Genomic DNA, 21,426 nt, shown 5'->3' with positions numbered 1-21,426 from the left:
ACATCGTCAATTCCTTTAATACGCAATCCGGTTAAAAATGCCAGTTCTTGCTGGTTTGTCCATTTTGCTTTTACAATCCGATAGCCGTAGTTGGACATTAATTTTGTGGCATTCGGACAATTGGTTTGGTGGATTTTGATGCCTTCACCAACCGTAACAAAGCCAAAAACGTCATCGCCGGGAATTGGGTTGCAACAGGTTGCCAAACGGTAATCAATCTTTTGCATGTCTTCGCCAATCAGCAAAATATCGCTGTCTTTGGTTTTAACATTGCGGATTAAAGTTTGAATTTGATCCGCTTCGATCTTTTCCGGCGGTCGGTTTTCGACTACTTTTTCTGATGCCAAAAATTCACGCAAATCTTTCAAATCAATCAAACCTTGCGCCACGTTGTAAAAAAGGTCTTGGGTAGATTGCAGTTTAAATAAGTACGAAAGCTTGTACAAATTATCCGAAGTGTAAGAAATTTTCAGCGTTTTTAGTTTTCGCTCCAAAATCTCTTTTCCTTCTTCGGCAATCTTGCGTTTTTCTTCTTTTAAGGCCGATTTGATTTTTGATTTTGCCTTTGCCGTAACCACAAAATTCAGCCAGTCTTCTTTCGGGACCTGTTTGCTCGACGTAATGATTTCAACTTGGTCGCCGTTTTGCAACTTGTAACTCAGCGGAACCAGCTTGTGGTTTACTTTGGCACCAATGCAGCGTGCACCAACATCCGAGTGGATTTCGAAAGCAAAATCCAACGCCGTTGCGTTAGTTGGCAGTTGAACCAATGCTCCTTTTGGTGTGAAAATAAATATCTCGTCCGAAAAAAGATTCATCTTAAAATCGTCCAGAAAATCCAAAGCATTCGTTTCCGGGCTTTTCAACATTTCCCGTACCTTGTGGATCCATTGGTCTAAACCGCTTTCGGTAGATGATTCTTTGTATTTCCAATGGGCGGCAAAACCTTTTTCGGCAATTTCGTTCATTCTGTTAGTTCGAATTTGAATTTCCACCCATTGTCCGCGCGGCCCCATTACAGTTGTGTGTAAAGATTCGTAACCGTTTGCTTTGGGCGAAGAAATCCAATCGCGCAAACGGTCCGGATTGGGGCGATAAATATCCGTAACATCCGAATAAGCTTTCCAGCAATCGGCTTTTTCGTTTTCGGGCGTGCTGTCTAAAATAATACGGATAGCAAAAAGATCATAAACCTCTTCAAAAGGAATATTTTTCTTTTTCATTTTGTTCCAAATGGAATGGATGGATTTCGGCCTGCCAAAAACAGCAGCGTTTAAATGCTGTGCTTCCAATACTTTTTTTACCGGCTCAATAAAGTCGGCTATAAACTTTTCGCGCTCGGCTTTTTTCTCGTTCAGTTTCTTTTTGATGAACTGGTAAGTTTCCGGCTCCATGTATTTCATGGACAAGTCTTCCAGTTCGGATTTGATCGCATACAAACCCAAACGGTGCGCCAAAGGTGCATACAGATAAATCGTTTCCGAGGATAGTTTAAGCTGCTTGTCGCGCGGCATAAACTCCATGGTACGCATGTTGTGCAGGCGGTCGGCCAGTTTGATCAGGATCACGCGTACATCGTCGGCCAACGTCAGCAGCATTTTCCTGAAATTCTCTGCCTGCAAAGAGCTGTTGGTATCAAAAACGCTGGAAATTTTAGTCAGCCCGTCAATAATTTTGGCTACTTTTTTTCCGAAATCGCGCTCAATATCATCTAAAGTAATGTCGGTGTCTTCCACTACATCGTGCAATAAAGCACAGGCAATCGAAGTTGGGCCGAGGCCAATTTCATCGGCAGCAATATGGGCAACGGCAATGGGATGATAAATATAAGGCTCACCTGATTTGCGGCGCATGTCCTGGTGGCTCTCTACCGCAACTTCAAACGCTTTACGGATCATCCGCTCGTCGCCTTTTTGCAATTTCGCTTTGCATGCCCGCAGCAATGCCCGGTACCTTTTTAGTATTTCTTTCTTCTCTGCTTCCAGGTCAATCACAATTTCTTTCATAATGCTTCTTTTAGCACATAAAAATTATTTTATCAATAACAGTTTTACGTATTTGCCTTTTACCAATTGTTGTTAAAATAACCTTATTTTTGCTTTAGGTAAATTTATGAAATATCTGTGGTTTATAGTGCTTTTTTCCTGTCTGACTTGTGTTATAAAAGCACAATCAACGCCTGACCAGGCAACATTTAAAGTCAAGCCTGGTAAAAACGACAGCATTAAAGTTGCCGTTACCGAGCTTAATGGCGAGTTTGTGCCCTGGGTTTTACTGCCGGATGCCAACATCCGCGATATGCGTGTTTTTAAAACCCCTGAAGACCGCGCTGCCTACAACCGCCTGCGTTACAATGTGTTTAAAGTTTTGCCGTATGCCCAATTTGCCGGCCAACGTTACCGCAAGTTGCAGCGCGACCTGGCCACCACCGGCGACAAAAGGCAGCAAAAAGAAATGATCAAAGCCTGCGAAAAAGAGATCAAAGACCTTTTTAACAAGCAGATCAAAAATTTGACAATTGCACAAGGCGAAATACTGATTAAGTTGGTTCAGCGTGAAACAGGAAACACCAGTTATGAGTTATTGAAACAGTTGAAGGGCGGATTAAATGCCTTTATGTTGCAGTCGGTAGCACGTGTGTTTGGCCATGATTTAAAAGAAGAATACAACGCGGACGAGGACAAAGACATTGAAGCGATTTTACGGTCTGCCGGATACTCTTCTTATTATTAAACCAATGACCGGGAAAAATATTTATCAGTTTAGTGTTGAAACAATTGCGGGGCGCGAAATAAACCTGGAAGTATTTAAAGGAAAAGTCCTGCTGATTGTAAACACGGCTTCGGCCTGCACATTTACGCCACAATTAAAAGAACTGGAAGATTTGCGCTTGCTTTACGCCGAACAGGAATTTGAGATCCTGGCTTTTCCATCCAATGATTTTGGCGGGCAGGAACCGTTGGACGGCGAGAAAATTTTGGAGTTTTGTACGGTTAATTATGGCACCAATTATTATTTGTTTAATAAAATAAGGGTTCGCGGGCCGTACGCACATCCGCTCTACCAATTTCTGTCTGACAAAAAGCTGAACGAAAAGGCTAATTCTGTGCCGCGCTGGAACTTCCACAAATACCTGGTGAACAAACAAGGCGAAGTGTGCGACTTTTTTTATCCTTTTACCAAACCAACTTCTGCCAAAATCAAGAAAAAAATAGAGCGCCTGCTCGAAATGAAGCATTAGCTTTCCTGCCGATACCATTCAAAAACATGACGAAATTAGATATTTTGGTTTTGCCATCCCATCCCGATGATGCCGAACTATATTGCGCCGGCACGATAGCCAAACATTTGGCTTTGGGAAAAAAAGTAGGCGTGGCCGATTTGACCCGCGGCGAATTGGGCACCCGGGGAACGGTAGAAATAAGGCGTGAAGAAGCCGCAAACGCAGCAGCAATATTGAATTTAACCGTCCGCGAAAATGTGGGCCTGGCCGATGGTTTTTTTAGGAACGACCAGCAGCACCAGCAGGAAGTGATCCGCGTCATTCGAAAATACCAGCCCGAAATCATCATTGCCAATGCCATTACCGACCGCCATCCTGACCATGCACGCGCAGCCGAACTGGTACAGGAAGCCGCTTTTTACGCAGGTTTAAGGCGGATAAAAACAGCATCGGAAGATGGAACGGAACAGGAAGCCTGGCGACCAAAACTCGTTCTTAATTTCATCCAGGACACTTACATCAAACCGGATATTTTAATTGATATAACCGAATACTGGCCACAAAAAGTAGCCAGTATCAAAGCGTATAAATCCCAATTTTATAACCCAGAATGGGCAAACGAACCGCAAACCTACATTTCCAGCCCCGAGTTTATGGAGGTTGCAGAAGCGCGCGCACGGGAATTCGGAAGGTCAATCCAGGCAAAATATGCCGAAGGTTTTACTTCCAAAAGGCTGTTTGGCGTAAACGATCTTTTCGACCTGGTTTAAAAGTTTAATCGTTCGCCTTCACATATTCATACCTTTTGTTTTCCTGGTTTTTTTCGCGCTTTAGCAGGTTTTCTTTTACCGATTTTAATAAAATGCCTGATATTTCCGACGTTTTAAAGTTCTCGTTAAACTCCTCGTTATAGCGTTCGGCAATGGCGGCAATGGTTTTCGGCTGATCAAAAAAATCAGATTGTAGTAAACGGTACATCGCTTTGGTGGCGCCTGTAGATTTACGTTCGCGCGTATTTGTGCCATCCTGCATACGGCTGTTCGTGTTGATCCTTTTTGCCCTGCGCGAAGCAAAATTGTTTTCCTGTTGTTCCAGGTTCTCATCGCCGGGCCCCTGTTCTTCGTTAAAAACAACATCAAGCAGCCTTTCTGCTATTTTTAGCTGCACCGCTTCAGATTTAAAAGCGTTCAGCGTTTCTGCCAGGTCAAGCAGTTTGTTTTTTAGTTTGGCATCGAGATTGGTCATTATAAATAATATTAGTAGATTATTGATATATTAGTAACATTAAAATATTAAAATAGATATAATATATCTTGTTTATTAACACTATTAATTGTAACTTTTCTTTTACAATAAAGTGTTTTTCAAAATTTACTTCAGCCGTTCATTCATTTTCTGATGCTTCTTTTATGGCATAAATTTTTGGTTTTTGCAGAAAGCCCGGTTGCTTTAAATTATGGTTTGCGTATAAGTATTGTTTTTTGGGAAAATATTATTAAAAGTTTAATAAGGAAGGCTTGTAAAAAGCAGCAATTGATAAAAAGCAAATTTACCCAAACCGGTTTTGCATCCCCAGCAAACCAAAAGTGCCGCCGGTATGGATGGCCAAAATTTTTGAACCGGGTTTAAAATATCCTTTTTTAGCCAGGTCAAAAATGGCAAAAAGCATTTTGCCGGTATAAACCGGATCAATCAGGATGCCGGTTCGGGCGATAAAATTTTTGATAAAAGCAACCAGTTCAGGCGTTGTTTTTGCATAGCCGCCAAAACCATAAGCTGTATGAACATTAAACGATGCTTCTTTTAGCAGGTATTTTTCGATCTCCTGCCGCATCCAATTGGCTTCTTTAAAAACCGGAACGGTATGAAAACTTGTGCGCAGCTTTTTTTCGGCCAGCCCGTTGATGATCCCGGCAGCCGTAGTTCCTGTTCCGCAGGCACAAAAAAGGTAGTCATAGGTTTCTTCCAGTTCATCTACCAACTCGGCGCAACCTGAAGCAGCCAGGGCAGAAGCGCCGCCTTCATCCTTAAAATAGGTGGAAGGATCTTCAGAAAAGTAGTTTAAAAAAAGCTTTTGTTTATGCTGATAGCTTTTCCGATCAGTAAAAATCAAATCCATTCCCAACAACGAACACATAAACAGCGTATCGTTCTGCACTTTTTCGCCGCGTACAAAACCGGTCGTTTTAAAACCAAAAGTTGCACCGGCCGCAGCCGTGGCCAGCAAATGGTTAGAAAAAGCGCCGCCAAAAGTAACCAAACGGGTTTTATGTTGAAGCCTGGCATCCTGCAAAACATACTTCAACTTGCGCCATTTATTGCCGGAAATAAGGGGATGGATCAGGTCATCGCGTTTTAAATACAACGCCAATTTTTGGTCGGTAAAAACAGCATCGTCAATTTTGTGGACCGGACTGTTGATCGGAAAATCCATCCCGTAAAGAAAACCAATTTACAAACCGAAACCAACCCCGGCATTAACCGACTGGTATTGCGAGGCGGTGTAAGAAGCATACAATCGGAAGAAAGCCAGGTTCATCTGAAAACCTAAACTTGCTTTTACGTTGTTTACGCTGCGTTCTTTGATCGAAACCGGATTGGTAAAAGTAGTATAAGTGGGTTGTTGCTGAACGATGTTATTGATTCCGGTTGTGATCGGAAAATTGCCCAGCAAACCTAAGTTGGTATTAGAAGTGAGGTAGCCAACCGAAGCAAAAGGCGTAAAGAATAGAATCTTTTTAGAAACAATCAATTCGGCATTAAAAGCATTTAGTTTTCCGCTGATGCGCTGGTTGCTAAAATCGGTACTTTGCTGGTTGTCTTTTGGTTGCGCACTTTGGTCGGGCTGTACGCTTACATCCAAATGGTATTTTAATTGCGTAAAACCAGCGCTGATAGCTAAATCAAGCGGAATGATTTTATCGGCGGTTTTCCCTACAAAGTCTTGTAAAATGTTGTGTTTTAAGCCGAAGCCAATCATTGAAACAGAACCTACATTGCTGCCAAAATTGATAGCAGGCATGTAACGCAAAGTTGCATCGGTGTGATAAACCAAACCAGCCGTTAACTGAACTTGCGGTGCCGGAATAGCCGGAAGTACGCCCGAAGGCAACCTGAAAGTGCCAATATTGCGGTTGTTGTTATCGTAAACTGAAATTTGCGGCGCGTTATCAGCACCGGCAATGGTTGGCGCAATGGTTCTGCTGGCGTCAGTTGGCCGCACGTTGTTGGACAATCCGATCTGGGTTAGATCAAAACTTTTATCAGCCGAAGGAACAAAAACCGCGGAAGCACTTACATGCAAATCAAACCCGAGCAAACTTTTGGTTTTGGCTGTGTTGTTCCAGCCGCTGTTAATGCCGTTTCCAAATCCTTTAAAAAGCGGCTCTAAATAAGCGTTGGCCAGTTTTGTTGCATCGGCCGGGCCGGATTTTACCAAAGCCGAAATATAATCCTGAGCCTGAATTTTAGTGCATAAAAGAAGCATGCAGGCAACAAATGTTGTTTTAAAAATCTTCATCATAACCTTTTCTTACGTTGCTTCTAAAAAAATGGTTCCCCAAAAAAACTTCTACTTTTGTGCCTCATGAACGAGGAAACAGCAATTTACGACCAAGACCAGGACCTGTACGAGCACTTGCGCATTGTGGTGGATAAAGGCCAGTCGTTGCTGCGGATTGATAAATTTCTGATGAACCGGATGGAAAACGTAACCCGAAACCGCATCCAGAACGGGATTGATTTGGGCAATGTTTTGGTGAACGATAAGCCTATCAAAGCCAGTTATAAAGTAAAGCCCGGCGATGTGATTTCGGTTGTACTGCCGCACCCGCCACGCGATACTGAAGTTTATCCCGAAAATATTCCGCTGGATATTGTTTATGAAGATGACGATTTGCTCATCATCAATAAACCTGCGGGACTGGTTGTTCATCCCGGTTTTAATAATTTTAACGGCACACTCGTCAATGGTTTGGTTTATCATTTTAACCAGTTGCCGGAACTACCGGGCAACAGCGGGCGGCCGGGTTTGGTACACCGCATTGATAAAGATACTTCCGGTTTGCTGGTAATCAGCAAAAACGAAAGGGCGATGGCCTGGCTGGCAAGGCAGTTTTTTGACCACAGTATCACCCGGAAATACCTGGCTTTGGTTTGGGGCGATTTGGAAAAAGACGGAACGATTACGGGTTATATCGGTCGAAGTTTAAAAGACCGCCGCGTGATGTCTATTTACGATGACGAAGAAAATGGGAAATGGGCCGTAACGCATTACAAAGTTTTGCAGCGCTTAAATTATGTTACGCTGATTGAGTGCCAATTGGAAACCGGCCGCACGCATCAAATCCGGGCGCATTTAAAGCATATTGGCCATCCTTTGTTTAACGATGCGGTTTATGGCGGCGATAAGATTTTGAAAGGGACAGTTTTCACGAAGTACAAACAATTTGTAGAAAATTGCTTTGAGTTGTTACCGAGGCAGGCTTTGCACGCGCAAACATTGGGTTTTATTCATCCAAGCAGTAAAAAGTATGTTCATTTTGAAGCGCCTTTGCCAAACGATTTCCGGCAGGCTTTAGAAAAGTGGCAGAAATATGTGGCTTCGGGAAACAACGAAAACGATTGATTGCATGTTTTGATTCTTCATGTCGCTGATATTTGATAACTATAACGGAGAGATTGTTCCGGCAAACCAACGTGTTTTACAATTTAACAACCGTGCTTTTCATTATGGCGACGGTTTATTTGAAACCATGCGGATGATTAAGGGCAATTTACAGTTTGCCGGTTTACATGCCAAACGTTTGCAAACTGGCATGAAAGTTTTAAAGCTGGACGGTTACTCGGAAATGGATGCCGATTTTTTGAAAGACAAAGCGCGCGAGCTTTCAACCCGAAATAAAGCTAAAAACGGGCGGTTGCGTTTAACGGTTTTTCGTGATGCCGAAGGTTTATACACACCTGCTGGGAACAAAGCCGCTTATGCCATCGAATGGGAAACATGGCAGGACCAGCAGTATTTGCTGAATGCACGCGGCCTGCTGGTAGATGTGTACGAGGATTTGACGAAGCCGATAAACATACTGTCCAATTATAAAACCTGTAACTCCTTGCAATATGTACTTGCAGGCGTTTACCGGAAACATAACCGCTTGGATGAAGCGTTCATCCTCAATCAAAATGGGTTTTTGTGCGAATCTATCAGCGCAAATATTTTTATCAAGTATAACGGAACGTTGTACACGCCGGCTTTGAGCGAAGGCTGCATCAAAGGTGTAATGCGGCAAGTGGTAATTGATTTGGCCCTTAAAAACAGCATTCCGGTTACCGAGGCACAGATCAAACCACAAATATTGAATGAAGCGGAAGAGGTTTTTCTTACCAATGCCACCCGCGGCATCCAATGGGTTTTGGGCTTTAACCGAAAGCGTTATTTTTACGAAACCAGTAAGTTTTTAAGCCAGAAGCTAAACGAACAGATTAGCGTGAGTGAAGCAATGTGATGCTTCTTTTACTGTGCATTTTTAATTACCTGCTGCAATTGTGCACTGCTGGCCACACCAGATTGACGCCACTTGATTTGTCCTTTTTTAAATAATATCAAGGTTGGCACGCCTTGCACTTGGTACGCTGCGGCTGCTTTCGGATTTTTGTCTACGTCAATTTTCAGGATCGTAACCTCGTTTTGCATCGTGCTTTTCAGGCTTTCTAAAATTGGTGCCTGGCTTTTGCACGGCCCGCACCAAGTGGCAAAAAAATCTACCAAAACCGGTTTGTCGCCTTTGATCAACTCTGCGAATGTTGCTTTAGTTTTCATAAGAAAAAGAACAAGCAGCAATTGCAGATTGTTTGAAAGCAGCAGATTTTGAAAATACGTTTAAACTAATTCAGCAAAGTAGTGTTCTGCATATAAAACCAGAAAAAATGGCACTTAACAAAATAACTTTAACGTTTGTAGGTTTGCTGACTGCCGGTATTTTTGCGGCTTGCAACGGCAGTCATGATAAATCCGGCATTGATACAAAAAACGGCCAGTCGCCTGAGGCAGGCACTACACCGGGCAATGATACTTCGCACGAAACCAGCCGTATAAGAGAAACTGTTGGCGGCGTAAAATCGCAACCGGAAGGCGCAGCCCCAAAAAGCGCCAACGGAAGCACAACAGCGCAAGGCATGGTGGGCGCCGATTCTGTTTACCTGAAAAACACGCAAAAGTCTCAGCGTTAATAGCAAACTTGGAAGTTTAACCCGCTTAAATACTAAAATATTAAAAATGAAAAAGATACTTTTCTTTGCTTTGATCCTGGCCACAAGTACTGTTTTTGAGGCCTGCAATAATGGGTCAAACGGTGATGTTTCCCGTCCGGGAAGATCCGACACGGTTGGTAACACGGGTGTTGTGCGCATGAAAGACAGCACCAACGGGATGCAGGATACCTTGAAGCATAAATAAAATTAGTTTTTATTTTACTGTCATTTCGACCAAAGGGAGAAATCTTTTTCAACCAGAAAAGTCAAGCTTCTTTGAAGAAGATTTCTCCTTTTTGCAAAAATGACAAAAAGGAGAAATATTATTTCGGTAATAATAGTTGAATTGCTTTAAATAAATTTATCCTTTCGGTTTAAAAGGGCAACACTATCCAGCCATTTTCTCCTTCATCAACGCTTCCTTTTCAATCTTTTTCTGCAATTCTAAAATGCCACCGATCAACGCTTCCGGGCGCGGTGGGCAACCTTGCACATAAATATCAACCGGAATAATCCGATCAACACCTTTTACCACATGATAGCCGTGTTCCCAATACGGGCCGCCGCAATTGGAGCACGAACCCATCGAAATCACGTAGCGCGGTTCGGGCATTTGTTCGTACAAGCGTTTGATCCGTTCGGCCATTTTAAAAGTTACCGTTCCGGCGATGATGATCACGTCCGATTGCCGGGGTGAAGGCCGCGGAAAAACGCCGTAACGGTCTAAATCATAAGTGGAAGCATACGAACCCATCATTTCGATGGCGCAACAGGCAATCCCAAAACTCATCGGCCATAATGAAGATAACCTCGACCAGTTTAATAAATCGTCCAGTTTGGTAACGATTACGCCGCCGTCCAGTTTGTTTCCTGCACTCATCTTTATTGTTTTAATTTTGGTTTAAACATCGGTTTACGAACAGTTGCTGTAATTTCCGATGCTTCTTTTACCACTATATTTTTTGTCTCTTCTGCAAAGAAAGGTTTCGCCGCATAACTCATTTCGTTGATTTTATCATATGCCGAAGCCGGGATATTGACCGAAACCCGTGGTTGTACCACTTTGGTTTTGATCCATTCCAAATCCCCTTTTGCCCAAACATAAATGAGGCCAAGTATCAAAATCCCCATAAAAACGAACATTTCTGTCAGGCTAAGCCAGCCCCAGCGTTCGTCTTGTGCAATTAATTCGTGGCTGCCAAAAACGGTTGCCCAAGGGAAAACGAAAACCATTTCCACATCAAACAACAAAAAAATCAAAGCGATGACGTAAAAGCGAGAGTTCAATTGCACCCAGGAAGAACCGGTTGGTTCTTCGCCGCATTCGTAAGAAGTTAGTTTTTCAGGGTTTGGTTTATTTGGCGCGATCAACCTGTTCAACAACAAAAGGCCGCCGGTCAGGATAAAACCGGTAATTAAAAACACGAGTATCTTGCCAAATTCGGATATTTGCGAAACTTCTTGCATGGATACAAATTTAACAAAACACAACGGTTTTGATGCCGTAATTATTGGCGGCGGTGCCTGCGGTTTGTTTTGTGCCGTACAAGCGGGATTGCTGGGCAAACGAACTTTAATACTCGAAAAAAACAAAGAACCAGGTGCCAAAATTTTGATCAGCGGCGGCGGAAGGTGTAATTATACCAATCTAAATACTTCGGCGCAGCAGTTCATTTCGGCCAATCCGCATTTTTGTAAATCCGCTTTTTCGCAGTTTACGGTAGAAGATACGATTGATTTTTTTGAAGCTTACGGCATCCGCGGAAAAGAAAAAACACTGGGCCAGCTTTTTCCGGAAAACAACAAAGCCAAAGATATTGTGAAGATTTTTACGGATTTGTGCCGCGATACCGGTCAGGAAATTTGGTGCGATACAGACGTAAAAAGCATTGATAAAAACAGTATCGGCTTTAAAATTTGTTTTGCTCGAAACGGGCGGGAAGAATCCATCCAAACAACAAAATTAGTGGTTGCAACCGGCGGACTGCCGATTGCCAAAATGGGCGCCACAGATTTTGGGTTGAAAGTTGCACGGCAGTTTGGTTTAGCGATTACACAAACTGCCCCGGCTTTGGTGCCTTTAACCATTACCGGCAAAGAACAGCAATGGTACGAACAGCTTTCCGGGAGTTCGATTTTTTGCCGTGTAACTTGTGGCGAAATGAGTTTTGAAGAAAATATTTTGTTTACACATTGGGGTTTAAGCGGACCGGCAATCTTACAAATTTCTTCGTATTGGAAACCCGGAATGGGAATTGAAATTGATTTGCTTCCAAACGAAAACATTATGGAATTGATTGACAAAGAACGAAAGCTGAACGGAAAAAAGCAGTTGCTTACGTTGCTTGCAAACTTGTACACCCGCAAATTTGCCGAAGCGTTGATGCTTCTTTTACCAGTCGAAAAAAACCTGGCATCGTTAAGCAAAGTTGATTTGGAGGAAGTTGAAAAGGTAATCCATCATTTTAAAACAAAACCGGCAGGCGATAAAGGTTACGATAAAGCTGAAGTGATGCGCGGTGGCGTTTCTACGGAGGAACTTTCCTCAAAAACTTTAGAAGCTAAAAAAGTACCGGGCTTGTTTTTTGGCGGCGAATGTGTGGATGTTACGGGATGGCTGGGCGGCTATAATTTTCAATGGGCTTGGGCAAGCGGGTTTGTAATTGCGCAGCATTTGTAGGTTATGAAATTTCAGTGTAATAAAAATATATCTTCAAATCGTTCGCTTTTTGCGAACTGTTTAAGATATTTGTAAAAAATAATGCGTGTACATTTAATCAAAGAAAAAACAGTAGCAGACTTTGTTAGAAAACACGCAATCAGCAGAAATGCTTTTTTCTTGTGGATGGAGGTAATTAAGATTGTTGATTGGAATACTCCCGAAGATATTCAATTCACTTTTAATTCTGCTGACTTATTGGGAAATGGTACAAACAGAGTGGTATTTAATATTGCTGGAAATAATTACAGAATGATTTGTAAATATAGCTTTGCAAAAACACGTGTTCATTTAGCCATTTGTTGGATTGGCACACATGCAGAATATACCAAATTGTGCAAAGTAAACCAGCAATATGAAATTAGATTGTATTAATTAAAATTTCAATGGAAACATTAAAATATAAAGTCATCAAAACAGAAGAGCAGTACTGGCAATATTGCAATTTGTTGGAAAAGTTAGTGGATAAAGAAACTAACGATCAACAAGAAGATGAAATTGAACTTTTAACTTTTTTGATTGAAAAATGGGATGAAGATCATCAACTTTCGCAGCAAAGTGATCCGGTTACTTTACTTAAGTATCTGATGGAAGAAAATAACATGAAACCAAAAGATTTGGCTGCTTTGTTAGCAGTTAGCAAAAGTGTGGTATCCGAAATTTTAAATTATAAAAAAGGTTTTTCAAAAGAAATTATCAGAAAACTGGCGGAAAGGTTTAAAGTGAAACAAGAAGCTTTTAACCGAATTTATCCGCTCATTTCATCTGATAAAACTAAAAGTTTAAAAGAGCTTTCGGCAGAAAATTAAAAAAACAAGGATTGCGATCTTATTAAAATTGCAATCCTTGTTTCGTAATGATATGCTTCTTTTACCCTATAAAAATTGGTGTTTGCATCAATTTAAATCAATCAAAAACCTGATGCTTGCCATTTTTTTAGGCGATAAAAGAAGCATAGAAGATAAACGGAACAAAACTAAATAAAACAGGTTATAAATTAAAAAAAGGAAACAATGAATAATCAAAATAAAACCGCTGTAATAACTGGCATCAGCAGCGGCATTGGCTTGGCGCTGGCGAAAAAACTCTTAGCTGAAAATTTTAACGTGATTGGCACGACCAGATCGGGTGTTCTCAACGATTTTCAAAATGATAATTTAGAGGTAGTAGCGTTGGACGCAACCGACAAAGGCAGCGTTGCCAGTGCGATCAGCAGGATAGCTGAACTTACGAAAGGGATTGATTTGGTGATCAACAATGCCGGCGCAGCTCCTGACATATTTGATGTAACGCCTGAAATCAATGCCTTTAATCAAACCATTGCTACCAATATCACTGGTGTTGTGTTTTTTAATGAACCGTTGCTTGAAATAATCAAAGATGGCGGACAAATCGTTTTTATTTCCAGCCAGATGGGATTACCAAGAAACGCAGATGTTACTGGTACGGCATATTGTATGTCTAAAGCAGCTATTAATATGTATGCGGTAATACTGGCAAAACGACTTGCAGAGCGTAATATTAAGGTAACACCAGTTCACCCGGGATGGGTGCAAACCAAATTGGGCGGTGATCAAGCTCCTTTAACACCGGAGCAATCTGCCGAAGGGATTTATAACGGTATCGCCGATATGGAAAGCGGTAGGTTTTATAATATAACCATACCAGGTACAGAAGATTTTTAAGGCATGTACAAACAAGGTTGCACTCCGCAATCTTTGGAAAATTAACATAAGTATTTGATAAGAAAGGATTGCAATCTGGATAAAATCGCAATCCTTTCTTTATAACCTCATGCTTCTTTTACCACCTAAATTTTTACCTATTTCCCGCCTCTCGAATTTAACAAACCTTCCGGTACTTTTAATTTTCCGTCGGTGGTGATCAGTCCGTTCACTTCATCTTCAATATCGGTAGCTTGGGTGTAAACATCGCCTGCAATTGGGCGTTTGCGCAATTCTTCTTTGTACAATCTGATTTGCTGCGTGCGTTCGTCGTTGCTTTGCGGGCCGCCATAATCAGAGAAACCAAATCCGCCCCACTCGCTTACAATCAGCGGCACTTGTTTACGGTAAAAAAAAGGGTCGCCAACCACTAAAGGATTTGCGGCTACGCCATTTAATTGGCCGCTCGCCAGCTCGTCCAGCAGTTCGCCCCAACGTTTTAAATCCGGTGTGTAAAGATGGGCGGTCAACAAGTCGGATTTTAAGCGGCCTTCATACGAAATATGCTGCCAGCCATCGTTGTCCACTACCAAAAATTGCGGTTCGGCAATTTGCATATAATGGTACATCTCCATAATGTACTTCCTGGTTTCGGGGTTGGTGGCGATGTCCTGTGCGCCCCAGTCCTCGTTGTACAAACTCCAAATTACAACAGATGGATGCGAACCGATCAGGGCTAGCATCCGCAGCAGTTCGGCACGGTGGTTTTCACGGCTTTTGGTATTTGAAGTATGTGGGCTTGGGACTTCGACCCATAAAAGAAGCCCTAATTTATCGGCCAGGTTATAAATCCGCGGGTCAACGCCGGCAATATGGATGCGCACCAAATTACAGCCTAAAGCTTTCATGGCATGCATGTGCTGCTTTATTTCTTCATAAGATGCAGCACCGGGCTGGTACAAAATCCCATCTATATAAACCGGGTTGTAATTAAGGTAGATGCAGCAGCCGCGCGCTTCAATTTTGCGCAGGCCAAAGTTAGTTTCGATTTCGGCCACGTACCCATTGCTGTCTACCAATTGCGCAACCAAACGGTACAAAGTTGGCGATTCCGGCGACCATAATTTTGCGTCCGGGATTTCGATCACCACGCGTTGCTGTTTTTGTCCGGCTTCCAACAACAGCGGATATTCATCGGTTGCGATAGGCTGGTCTTGCTCCGGGTTTTTGTTAAATACTTTCAACTTAATGGTATAAGCGCCTGGGTCATGGATGCGGGTCGTTAAATTAAGGCGGACCATCTTTTCTTCCACCATACTTACCACACCAACCCGCGAGCGTAAACGGTTTCGTTCTACCGATTCCAGCCAAATGCTGCGTACGGCACCGGTATAAGTTTGGTACCAAATGCCGCCACGTTTATAAACCGACGATTCCTGTTTGCCGCGCGTGGTATCCGCATCTTTGGTATCGGCAATACGAACGGTTAAACGGTTCACGGGCTGCATTTCTTTCTCGTCCAGCTCGTAAGAAAAAGAAGTGTATTCGCCTACATGCACCAGTTCGCCTTCAATGGTATGCAACGGAAAGCCGTTTAACCAAACTTGTGTTTCGTAGCCGCAGGCACCAAAAGTAAGTTGCAGCATAGACGGCGGCGAGCCTGGTTCGATGGTTTGCACCGGCATCGGAAATTCGCGTTCGTACCAAACCACTACTTTATCGTCCCAGGCTTTTTCTGTTGGATGACCTGTCGCAATCAACTGTTCTACGCTGCCCGGCCAGTGTGCCGTTTCCTGGTAGTCGTAGCTGATGTGCCAGTTTTCTGTCAAACCGCGGTCTTCCCGGTCAAACGCAAACTTCCATTCGCCATCTAATAAAGTAAAAGAGTTGGGGCGGATAACGGCCCGCGGCAAAGGGTTGTTGTAGTCCCGGCTGTCGTGCTCTTCTTTGCTTTTAGAAAAGCCATAATTTGGACGGTTTAGTTCAAAGCTCATATCAATAAATCAGATACTGTTTTTATAGGGTAAATTTTAATCCGGGGTTACCAACAATAGATTGGTTTTTTGCGGTAAAGTTTAAAATGTGAAGGCTGTAATTTTTAGGAGGGTTGAAAAAAATACGTTAACTTAATGGCATAAGTTTCAGTATAAAACAATTTTAAAATATATGTTTAAAACTCTGTTGCGAAATACTTATTGCAAATTAAACCTAATTTCTGCTGGCCGTACCGCCTTTTTTAAAAATACAAGTTGGGTTGCACCATTTATACATACTTCTTTTACCACTATAAAATCATTATTGTTTAATAAATTTTCAATTAAAGCATTACATTTTCTACTGCTGTTTTTTATAAACAAGATTTATAACTTTAACCCATCAAACCAAAACAAAATTCAACATGGCGCAAGAATTAGAACCTGCAGTTCAGGATAAAATTAACCAATGGCTTCAGGGAAGCTATGACGAAGGCACGAAAAAAGAAATCCAGCAATTGCTGGACGAAAAAAAGTACACCGATCTGACGGACGCCTTTTACCGCGACCTCGAATTTGGCACTGGCGGTTTGCGCGGCATTATGGGCGCAGGCTCTAACCGCGTAAACAAATATACCATCGGCACGGCCACGCAAGGCTTGAGCAATTATCTGAAAAAAACCTATCCCAACGAGCAGATTAAAGTGGCCATTGCACATGACAGTCGCAACAATGCCGATTTTTTTGCCAAAACTACTGCCGATGTTTTTTCGGCCAACGGCATCCACGTTTACTTTTTTAAAGAACTTCGGCCAACGCCCGAACTTTCTTATGCCATCCGTACTTTGGGCTGTAAAAGCGGCGTGATGCTGACTGCCTCGCACAACCCGAAAGAATACAACGGTTATAAAGCTTATGGCGAAGATGGCGGCCAGTTTGTTTCTCCTGCCGATACTGATGTGATGAAGGAAGTTTCGGCCATCAAAAATATTGATGAAGTAAAATTTGACCGCATTGAAGAAAATGTAGAACTGATCGGCGAAGACATTGACCAAAAATATTTAAAAGATATTTTAACCTTGTCGGTTTCCAAAGAAGCCATTCAACGCCAAAAAGATTTGAAAATCGTTTATTCGCCAATCCATGGCACCGGGATTACTTTGGTACCGAAAGCACTGGCCGAATTTGGTTTTGAAAACGTGATCTTGGTAGATGAACAAGCTACGCCCGACGGCAATTTCCCGACCGTCATCTATCCAAACCCCGAAGAAAAAGAAGCGTTGACTTTATCGCTGAAAAAAGCAAAAGAAACCGATGCTGATTTGGTTTTGGCGACCGACCCTGATGGCGACCGAGTTGGCATCGCAGTAAAAAACGACCAGAACGAATGGATTTTGTTCAATGGAAACCAAACCGGAAGTTTATTATTGAATTATTTGATGACGGCCTGGCAGGAAAGCGGCAAGCTGACCGGCAAAGAATACGTGGTAAAAACAATCGTAACCACTTATTTGATTGATAAAATTGCGGCTTCCAAAAATATCAATTGCTACAATACTTTAACCGGTTTTAAATACATTGGCCAGTTGATGACAAAATTGTTAGGCAAAGAAACCTTTATTGCCGGCGGCGAAGAAAGTTATGGTTACTTGGTGGGCGGGTTTTCGCGGGACAAAGATGCCGTAGTTTCTTCGGCTTTTATTTCAGAAATGACGGCTTTTTACAAAGATAAAGGCAGCAGTTTGTATGAAGCTTTAATCGAAATGTACCTGCAATATGGTTTGTACAAAGAGAAATTAATTTCGATCACCAAAAAAGGAAAAAGCGGTGCCGAGGAAATTGTGGCCATGATCGAGAAATTCCGTACTACGCCGCCAACAGAACTGGGCGGATCAAAAGTGGTAGTTTTGAAGGATTACGAAAAAGGCGTGGAAACAGATTTGAACTCCGGTAAAACCACTAAACTGAATTTTCCCAAATCGGATGTTTTGCAGTTTGTAACCGAAGACGGCAGCATTGTTTCCGCCCGCCCATCTGGCACAGAACCTAAAATTAAGTTTTATTGCAGCGTGAACGGTCCGTTAAAAAGCAAAGAAGCTTACCACGAAACCGACAAGCAACTGGAAGACAAGATTGATAAAATGATGAAAGACCTGCAAGTGTAATGCTTCTTTTATCGGGTAAAAATCAGTGAAAACCAAATACAATAAGACCGGAAAGTTTGCACTTTGCCGGTCTTTTTGTTGGTTAAAACTGCCAAATCGTCGGTATAAAATTTCAAGATAACTGTTTTTATGCCAGTAAATTAAAGGTTCTTTTGCCTGATTTGAAAGCAATGGCAAGCTATTTGTTTAAAATTGCGCAGGGTTTTTTTTAAGAAAATCCCGGAAACTAAAATTTATACTATGATATTAAAAACAACAACAAAATGGATTGCTGCAGTTGCAGCTATGGTTATCCTGCTTGGTGGAAGCCAGGTGGAGGCACAAATGACAACAACACGCCTTTCTTCCGCAGGTTCTAACAACGCATTGCGTTTGGGTTTGGGTTTAGAAGGCGGTTATGCAACCAAAAACTTTTCGAATTTTGAATTGGGCGGAACGGCACGTTTGCAATACGATTTGTCAAACAACTTGTCGCTGATGTTGACGCCCGGTTTTTACCATTTCTTTGCCAAAAACGGCGAGTTCCAATCAACCGATAAAGGTTTGTACAGCAATGATTTGAACATGATTCCGGTTAAAGTTGGGTTGAAATCTTTCTTCGCACAAAACTTTTATTTAAGCGGCGAAGCCGGTGCAGGTTTTGAACTGAACCACGCCCAGGAAACCAAATTGATCTTATCGCCGGGCATTGGTTATGCTGGCAACAAAGGCTTAGATTTAGGCTTGCGTTACGAAAACTTCTCGGGAAACCACAGCAATTACGGCATCATTGGCTTGCGTTTGGCTTATGGTTTCAAATTATAACCGATAAAAGAAGCACCCACAAAAAAGTCCCGGCCGTTAATTTGGCCGGGACTTTTTTATAGGGTAAAAGAAGCATCTTGCTTTTCTATAATTGCAACCGTTTATCATTATATTTGAATATGGAAAGCATCATTATCAGCCCAAAGAATAAGGCAGAATTTGAATTGCTGACACAGCTTTTTTCAAAAATGAAAGTTACTGCGAAAGTGATTTCTGAAGAAGATAAGGAAGAATTAGGTTTAAGTGTTTTGATGAAGGAAGCTGACCGTACACAAAAAGTTTCAAAGGAAACAATTATGGAAACATTGAAAGGGGAATGAGAGTCGAATTTCTTGACAAGTTTAACAAGGATTTAATCAAAATCAAGAATAAAAATATATTTAAAGATGTTTCGGAAACTATTGAAAATGTAGAACTCAGTTCTAATGTTTTATCTATAAAAAACATTAAAAAATTAAAAGGTTATAAAAATGCTTATCGGATACGGATAAGGGATTTTCGGATCGGAATTTTTGTTGCCGATGATACTGTAGAATTTGCCCGCATTGTTCACCGTAGAGACATTTATAAAGAAGTGTTTCCATAATAGTAAATAAAAATTATAACCGATAAAAGAAGCATTCCTAAAAAGTCTCAGTTTTTAATTTGGCCGGGACTTTTTTTGTGTGGTAAAAGAAGCATTGTGAAGTATCTATCAGTTGCCCTGTTTTTTGAGAAAACCCAATCATTATTCCCGATCTTTCTTTTGAAACCTCCTGCTCAGGTCGATACCCACAAATGCAATTCCTACAAAAAGCAACAGCAACGATAAAGGATGGGCGCGGTCTGTTTTGCTTACAGTAAATAATAAATATCCCACTACCAAGTTGAACAGCCCCCATATTGCATTGATTGTAGGGGAAGATAAACCAACGCCAGGCGGTTTAGCAAAAGGTGTAGGAAACCTGTCGCCCGAAATGCCATGTATAAAATGAGGGACTGTGTTTGCTAAAAAAGCACCGGCAAATAAAGCTGCCAGATAATTGTACCATTCCATATTTAAATTTTTCAAAGTGAATTAATTATCAAAAGCAGGAAGCAAACTTGTTGTTTTTGTTTGTGATAAAAGTTACCTGCATATGCCATAATATAACCAGCGGTTAATGCAAAATCTTCTTCGGTTGCAGTTTTAGAAACCCGATAAAAGCTGAACGAAAAATTGTTTGATGCACTTTCGGTAGATGGACAAGTTACAATGCAATTGCAAGATACATTTTGGGGCGCTTATTATGGAAGTTGCACCGATAAATTTGGCGTACAATGGATGTTAAATTGTACCGAAAAAGCAAACTGAAAAATAGGCGATAAAAGAAGCATATAAGTTTTTAAAAAGTATAAATATGTTTAAAGATAACAAAGCGTTCAGCGGGTTTTCAGTAGATGATATTTCCAAAGCCAAAGCATTTTACAGTACGATACTTGGATTGCAAGTTACCGAAGAAATGCAAGGTTTGTTAACCTTGCATTTTGCAAACGGAAGCAAAGTTTGGGTTTATCCAAAACCAAACCATCAACCGACAACTTTCACTATTTTAAATTTTATGGTTAATGATATTGAACAAACTGTAGATGATTTGAACAAGCTCGGCGTACAATTTGAACAATACAACGAACCTTATTTAAAAACAGACGAAAAAGGAATTTGCAGAGGCAAACCTTTAATTGCATGGTTTAAAGATCCGGCTGGGAATATTTTATCGGTGATAGAAGAAGAGAAATTACAAAATTAAATCATACGAAATAATTTAAGCCTCCAATTTCGCCAGCGCCTCTTTAATCCTTTTTACTGCTTCCTTCAATTTATCTTCCGCAGCAGCATAAGATAAACGGATACAATTGTCATCACCAAAAGAATCGCCGCCAACAACGGCAACATTGGCTTCTTCCAATAAATAAATAGAAAGTTCGGCGGCATCTTTATAAACTTTGCCGTTGTATTGTTTGCCGAAATACGCGCTTACATCCGGGAAAAAGTAGAAAGCGCCATCCGGCAAATTCACTTTGATGTTAGGGATTTCTTTCAGCAATCCATAAACCAAATCGCGGCGTTTTTTAAATTCCACACGCATTTCTTCAACTGATAAAAGTCCGCCTTCCAATGCAGCAACACCAGCTTTTTGGGTGATCGAACAAGTGCCGGAAGTGATTTGGCCCTGCATTTTATCAAAAGCTGTAGCCAGTTCTTTGTTGGATGCCGTGTAACCAATGCGCCAGCCGGTCATGGCATAAGCTTTAGAAAACCCGTTGATGATGATGACGCGGTTTTTTACCGATTCAAACTGCGCAATGGATTCGTGTTTCGGCAAATAACTGATGTGTTCGTAAATCTCGTCGGACAGGATATAAATCTGCGGATATTTCTCAAAAACTTTCACCAAAGCTGCCAATTCATCTTTGCTGTACACGCTGCCCGTTGGGTTGCAGGGCGAAGAAAACATAAACAATTTTGATTTTGGCGTGATGGCCGCTTCCAATTGTTCGGGCGTAATTTTAAAATCCTGCTCGGCCGTCGCGTTTACAAAAACGGATTCGCCTTCGGCCAGCTTTACCACTTCCGAGTAGGAAACCCAATAAGGCGTCGGGATAATCA

At 41.7% G+C, this 21,426-nt stretch carries 25 protein-coding genes and 1 pseudogene (1 of these 26 cut by a window edge); 16 read left to right on the top strand and 10 right to left on the bottom strand.

The window, feature by feature from the left end; all coding sequences use genetic code 11:
* A partial coding sequence (locus tag Q0192_RS10630) for a bifunctional (p)ppGpp synthetase/guanosine-3',5'-bis(diphosphate) 3'-pyrophosphohydrolase (RefSeq protein WP_299289462.1) occupies positions 1 to 2,006 on the bottom strand: 2,006 nt, incomplete at its 3' end.
* Between the two features lie 106 nt (positions 2,007 to 2,112).
* Here Q0192_RS10630 and Q0192_RS10625 point away from each other — a divergent pair.
* The 3 genes from Q0192_RS10625 to bshB1 are packed head-to-tail and all read left to right on the top strand — an operon-like array spanning position 2,113 to position 3,993.
* A complete protein-coding gene (locus tag Q0192_RS10625; protein WP_299289461.1) occupies positions 2,113 to 2,733 on the top strand; it encodes a DUF4294 domain-containing protein in 621 nt (206 codons plus the stop codon).
* A gap of 4 nt (positions 2,734 to 2,737) precedes the next feature.
* Positions 2,738 to 3,241: a glutathione peroxidase gene (locus tag Q0192_RS10620; protein ID WP_299289460.1), complete on the top strand. Its 504-nt coding sequence runs from the start codon at positions 2,738 to 2,740 to the stop codon at positions 3,239 to 3,241.
* 26 nt (positions 3,242 to 3,267) lie between these two features.
* Positions 3,268 to 3,993, top strand: coding sequence for a bacillithiol biosynthesis deacetylase BshB1 (gene bshB1 / locus Q0192_RS10615; RefSeq protein WP_299289459.1), 726 nt, complete (start codon positions 3,268 to 3,270; stop codon positions 3,991 to 3,993).
* Positions 3,994 to 3,997: 4 nt separating this feature from the next.
* Here bshB1 and Q0192_RS10610 read toward each other — a convergent pair whose 3' ends face one another.
* The 3 genes from Q0192_RS10610 to Q0192_RS10600 form a co-directional block, all read right to left on the bottom strand.
* Positions 3,998 to 4,468, bottom strand: coding sequence for a hypothetical protein (locus Q0192_RS10610; protein WP_299289458.1), 471 nt, complete (start codon positions 4,466 to 4,468; stop codon positions 3,998 to 4,000).
* Positions 4,469 to 4,772: 304 nt separating this feature from the next.
* Positions 4,773 to 5,657 (bottom strand): pyridoxal-phosphate dependent enzyme, encoded by an 885-nt coding sequence (locus tag Q0192_RS10605; RefSeq protein ID WP_299289457.1) that lies wholly within the window; start codon positions 5,655 to 5,657, stop codon positions 4,773 to 4,775.
* 18 nt (positions 5,658 to 5,675) lie between these two features.
* Positions 5,676 to 6,746: a DUF6588 family protein gene (locus Q0192_RS10600; protein WP_299289456.1), complete on the bottom strand. Its 1,071-nt coding sequence runs from the start codon at positions 6,744 to 6,746 to the stop codon at positions 5,676 to 5,678.
* A gap of 63 nt (positions 6,747 to 6,809) precedes the next feature.
* Here Q0192_RS10600 and Q0192_RS10595 point away from each other — a divergent pair, with 63 nt between their 5' ends.
* Both Q0192_RS10595 and Q0192_RS10590 read left to right on the top strand, forming a co-directional pair.
* Positions 6,810 to 7,850: an RluA family pseudouridine synthase gene (locus tag Q0192_RS10595; protein WP_299289455.1), complete on the top strand. Its 1,041-nt coding sequence runs from the start codon at positions 6,810 to 6,812 to the stop codon at positions 7,848 to 7,850.
* 19 nt (positions 7,851 to 7,869) lie between these two features.
* A complete protein-coding gene (locus Q0192_RS10590) occupies positions 7,870 to 8,727 on the top strand; it encodes an aminotransferase class IV (protein ID WP_299289454.1) in 858 nt (285 codons plus the stop codon).
* 8 nt (positions 8,728 to 8,735) lie between these two features.
* On the opposite strand, the gene trxA is transcribed toward Q0192_RS10590, so the two are convergent.
* Positions 8,736 to 9,041 (bottom strand): thioredoxin, encoded by a 306-nt coding sequence (trxA, locus tag Q0192_RS10585; RefSeq protein WP_299289453.1) that lies wholly within the window; start codon positions 9,039 to 9,041, stop codon positions 8,736 to 8,738.
* A 107-nt stretch (positions 9,042 to 9,148) separates the two neighbouring features.
* Between trxA and Q0192_RS10580 the strand changes: the two genes are divergently transcribed.
* A complete protein-coding gene (locus tag Q0192_RS10580) occupies positions 9,149 to 9,451 on the top strand; it encodes a hypothetical protein (protein ID WP_299289452.1) in 303 nt (100 codons plus the stop codon).
* Positions 9,452 to 9,497: 46 nt separating this feature from the next.
* Complete coding sequence (locus Q0192_RS10575; protein ID WP_299289451.1) at positions 9,498 to 9,677, top strand: hypothetical protein; 180 nt, start codon at positions 9,498 to 9,500, stop codon at positions 9,675 to 9,677.
* A 183-nt stretch (positions 9,678 to 9,860) separates the two neighbouring features.
* On the opposite strand, the gene Q0192_RS10570 is transcribed toward Q0192_RS10575, so the two are convergent.
* A complete protein-coding gene (locus Q0192_RS10570; RefSeq protein ID WP_299289450.1) occupies positions 9,861 to 10,352 on the bottom strand; it encodes an NADH-quinone oxidoreductase subunit B in 492 nt (163 codons plus the stop codon).
* Positions 10,353 to 10,354: 2 nt separating this feature from the next.
* The gene (locus Q0192_RS10565) at positions 10,355 to 10,939 is read right to left on the bottom strand and encodes an NADH-quinone oxidoreductase subunit A (protein WP_299289449.1); all 585 of its coding nucleotides are present in this window, start codon (positions 10,937 to 10,939) and stop codon (positions 10,355 to 10,357) included.
* Here Q0192_RS10565 and Q0192_RS10560 point away from each other — a divergent pair.
* The 4 genes from Q0192_RS10560 to Q0192_RS10545 all read left to right on the top strand — a co-directional run bounded on the left by Q0192_RS10560 (position 10,938) and on the right by Q0192_RS10545 (position 13,876).
* Positions 10,938 to 12,152: an NAD(P)/FAD-dependent oxidoreductase gene (locus Q0192_RS10560; protein ID WP_299289448.1), complete on the top strand. Its 1,215-nt coding sequence runs from the start codon at positions 10,938 to 10,940 to the stop codon at positions 12,150 to 12,152. The two genes, Q0192_RS10565 and Q0192_RS10560, sit on opposite strands and share 2 nt — an antisense overlap.
* Positions 12,153 to 12,233: 81 nt before the next feature.
* Positions 12,234 to 12,566 (top strand): type II toxin-antitoxin system HigB family toxin, encoded by a 333-nt coding sequence (locus Q0192_RS10555; protein ID WP_299289447.1) that lies wholly within the window; start codon positions 12,234 to 12,236, stop codon positions 12,564 to 12,566.
* Between the two features lie 11 nt (positions 12,567 to 12,577).
* Positions 12,578 to 13,000 carry a helix-turn-helix domain-containing protein gene (locus Q0192_RS10550; RefSeq protein WP_299289446.1) on the top strand — a complete coding sequence of 141 codons (423 nt, stop codon included), beginning with the start codon at positions 12,578 to 12,580 and terminating at the stop codon, positions 12,998 to 13,000.
* A gap of 204 nt (positions 13,001 to 13,204) precedes the next feature.
* Positions 13,205 to 13,876 carry an SDR family NAD(P)-dependent oxidoreductase gene (locus Q0192_RS10545; RefSeq protein ID WP_299289445.1) on the top strand — a complete coding sequence of 224 codons (672 nt, stop codon included), beginning with the start codon at positions 13,205 to 13,207 and terminating at the stop codon, positions 13,874 to 13,876.
* Positions 13,877 to 14,013: 137 nt separating this feature from the next.
* Here Q0192_RS10545 and Q0192_RS10540 read toward each other — a convergent pair whose 3' ends face one another.
* Positions 14,014 to 15,849: a glycoside hydrolase family 2 TIM barrel-domain containing protein gene (locus Q0192_RS10540; protein WP_299289444.1), complete on the bottom strand. Its 1,836-nt coding sequence runs from the start codon at positions 15,847 to 15,849 to the stop codon at positions 14,014 to 14,016.
* A 404-nt stretch (positions 15,850 to 16,253) separates the two neighbouring features.
* On the opposite strand from Q0192_RS10540, the gene Q0192_RS10535 reads away from it, so the two are divergent.
* The 4 genes from Q0192_RS10535 to Q0192_RS10520 all read left to right on the top strand — a co-directional run bounded on the left by Q0192_RS10535 (position 16,254) and on the right by Q0192_RS10520 (position 19,383).
* Positions 16,254 to 17,993 carry a phospho-sugar mutase gene (locus Q0192_RS10535; RefSeq protein WP_299289443.1) on the top strand — a complete coding sequence of 580 codons (1,740 nt, stop codon included), beginning with the start codon at positions 16,254 to 16,256 and terminating at the stop codon, positions 17,991 to 17,993.
* 240 nt (positions 17,994 to 18,233) lie between these two features.
* Complete coding sequence (locus Q0192_RS10530; RefSeq protein WP_299289442.1) at positions 18,234 to 18,797, top strand: hypothetical protein; 564 nt, start codon at positions 18,234 to 18,236, stop codon at positions 18,795 to 18,797.
* A gap of 119 nt (positions 18,798 to 18,916) precedes the next feature.
* Entirely contained in the window at positions 18,917 to 19,117 is a 201-nt protein-coding gene (locus Q0192_RS10525) for a hypothetical protein (RefSeq protein ID WP_299289441.1), read from the top strand.
* Positions 19,114 to 19,383 carry a type II toxin-antitoxin system RelE/ParE family toxin gene (locus Q0192_RS10520; RefSeq protein ID WP_299289440.1) on the top strand — a complete coding sequence of 90 codons (270 nt, stop codon included), beginning with the start codon at positions 19,114 to 19,116 and terminating at the stop codon, positions 19,381 to 19,383. Before Q0192_RS10525 ends, Q0192_RS10520 begins: the two co-directional genes overlap by 4 nt.
* Positions 19,384 to 19,524: 141 nt before the next feature.
* Here Q0192_RS10520 and Q0192_RS10515 read toward each other — a convergent pair whose 3' ends face one another.
* A complete protein-coding gene (locus Q0192_RS10515) occupies positions 19,525 to 19,833 on the bottom strand; it encodes a hypothetical protein (RefSeq protein ID WP_299289439.1) in 309 nt (102 codons plus the stop codon).
* A gap of 343 nt (positions 19,834 to 20,176) precedes the next feature.
* Here Q0192_RS10515 and Q0192_RS10510 point away from each other — a divergent pair, with 343 nt between their 5' ends.
* Positions 20,177 to 20,566, top strand: coding sequence for a VOC family protein (locus Q0192_RS10510; protein ID WP_299289438.1), 390 nt, complete (start codon positions 20,177 to 20,179; stop codon positions 20,564 to 20,566).
* Between the two features lie 15 nt (positions 20,567 to 20,581).
* Here Q0192_RS10510 and Q0192_RS10505 read toward each other — a convergent pair.
* Positions 20,582 to 21,426 (bottom strand): annotated as a pseudogene (locus tag Q0192_RS10505) (pyridoxal phosphate-dependent aminotransferase); it runs 353 nt beyond the window's last position.

Origin of the sequence: uncultured Mucilaginibacter sp. (assembly GCF_937859865.1) — a bacterium.
GTDB lineage: Bacteria > Bacteroidota > Bacteroidia > Sphingobacteriales > Sphingobacteriaceae > Mucilaginibacter_A.
The sequence above is the reverse complement of the archived record's forward strand: the minus strand, read 5'-3'. Positions and strand labels throughout refer to the sequence as shown.

What these genes read in the sequence shown, in the direction of transcription:
- Q0192_RS10575 (WP_299289451.1), top strand. Translation starts at nt 9,498, where the DNA reads ATGAAAAAGATACTTTTCTTTGCTTTGATCCTGGCCACAAGTACTGTT.
- trxA (WP_299289453.1), bottom strand. Translation starts at nt 9,041, where the DNA reads ATGAAAACTAAAGCAACATTCGCAGAGTTGATCAAAGGCGACAAACCG.
- Q0192_RS10515 (WP_299289439.1), bottom strand. Translation starts at nt 19,833, where the DNA reads ATGGAATGGTACAATTATCTGGCAGCTTTATTTGCCGGTGCTTTTTTA.
- Q0192_RS10555 (WP_299289447.1), top strand. Translation starts at nt 12,234, where the DNA reads ATGCGTGTACATTTAATCAAAGAAAAAACAGTAGCAGACTTTGTTAGA.
- Q0192_RS10550 (WP_299289446.1), top strand. Translation starts at nt 12,578, where the DNA reads ATGGAAACATTAAAATATAAAGTCATCAAAACAGAAGAGCAGTACTGG.
- Q0192_RS10590 (WP_299289454.1), top strand. Translation starts at nt 7,870, where the DNA reads ATGTCGCTGATATTTGATAACTATAACGGAGAGATTGTTCCGGCAAAC.
- Q0192_RS10605 (WP_299289457.1), bottom strand. Translation starts at nt 5,657, where the DNA reads ATGGATTTTCCGATCAACAGTCCGGTCCACAAAATTGACGATGCTGTT.
- Q0192_RS10610 (WP_299289458.1), bottom strand. Translation starts at nt 4,468, where the DNA reads ATGACCAATCTCGATGCCAAACTAAAAAACAAACTGCTTGACCTGGCA.
- Q0192_RS10625 (WP_299289461.1), top strand. Translation starts at nt 2,113, where the DNA reads ATGAAATATCTGTGGTTTATAGTGCTTTTTTCCTGTCTGACTTGTGTT.
- Q0192_RS10540 (WP_299289444.1), bottom strand. Translation starts at nt 15,849, where the DNA reads ATGAGCTTTGAACTAAACCGTCCAAATTATGGCTTTTCTAAAAGCAAA.
- Q0192_RS10520 (WP_299289440.1), top strand. Translation starts at nt 19,114, where the DNA reads ATGAGAGTCGAATTTCTTGACAAGTTTAACAAGGATTTAATCAAAATC.
- Q0192_RS10565 (WP_299289449.1), bottom strand. Translation starts at nt 10,939, where the DNA reads ATGCAAGAAGTTTCGCAAATATCCGAATTTGGCAAGATACTCGTGTTT.
- Q0192_RS10580 (WP_299289452.1), top strand. Translation starts at nt 9,149, where the DNA reads ATGGCACTTAACAAAATAACTTTAACGTTTGTAGGTTTGCTGACTGCC.
- Q0192_RS10535 (WP_299289443.1), top strand. Translation starts at nt 16,254, where the DNA reads ATGGCGCAAGAATTAGAACCTGCAGTTCAGGATAAAATTAACCAATGG.
- Q0192_RS10525 (WP_299289441.1), top strand. Translation starts at nt 18,917, where the DNA reads ATGGAAAGCATCATTATCAGCCCAAAGAATAAGGCAGAATTTGAATTG.
- Q0192_RS10530 (WP_299289442.1), top strand. Translation starts at nt 18,234, where the DNA reads ATGATATTAAAAACAACAACAAAATGGATTGCTGCAGTTGCAGCTATG.
- Q0192_RS10545 (WP_299289445.1), top strand. Translation starts at nt 13,205, where the DNA reads ATGAATAATCAAAATAAAACCGCTGTAATAACTGGCATCAGCAGCGGC.
- Q0192_RS10560 (WP_299289448.1), top strand. Translation starts at nt 10,938, where the DNA reads ATGGATACAAATTTAACAAAACACAACGGTTTTGATGCCGTAATTATT.
- bshB1 (WP_299289459.1), top strand. Translation starts at nt 3,268, where the DNA reads ATGACGAAATTAGATATTTTGGTTTTGCCATCCCATCCCGATGATGCC.
- Q0192_RS10570 (WP_299289450.1), bottom strand. Translation starts at nt 10,352, where the DNA reads ATGAGTGCAGGAAACAAACTGGACGGCGGCGTAATCGTTACCAAACTG.
- Q0192_RS10510 (WP_299289438.1), top strand. Translation starts at nt 20,177, where the DNA reads ATGTTTAAAGATAACAAAGCGTTCAGCGGGTTTTCAGTAGATGATATT.
- Q0192_RS10595 (WP_299289455.1), top strand. Translation starts at nt 6,810, where the DNA reads ATGAACGAGGAAACAGCAATTTACGACCAAGACCAGGACCTGTACGAG.
- Q0192_RS10620 (WP_299289460.1), top strand. Translation starts at nt 2,738, where the DNA reads ATGACCGGGAAAAATATTTATCAGTTTAGTGTTGAAACAATTGCGGGG.
- Q0192_RS10600 (WP_299289456.1), bottom strand. Translation starts at nt 6,746, where the DNA reads ATGATGAAGATTTTTAAAACAACATTTGTTGCCTGCATGCTTCTTTTA.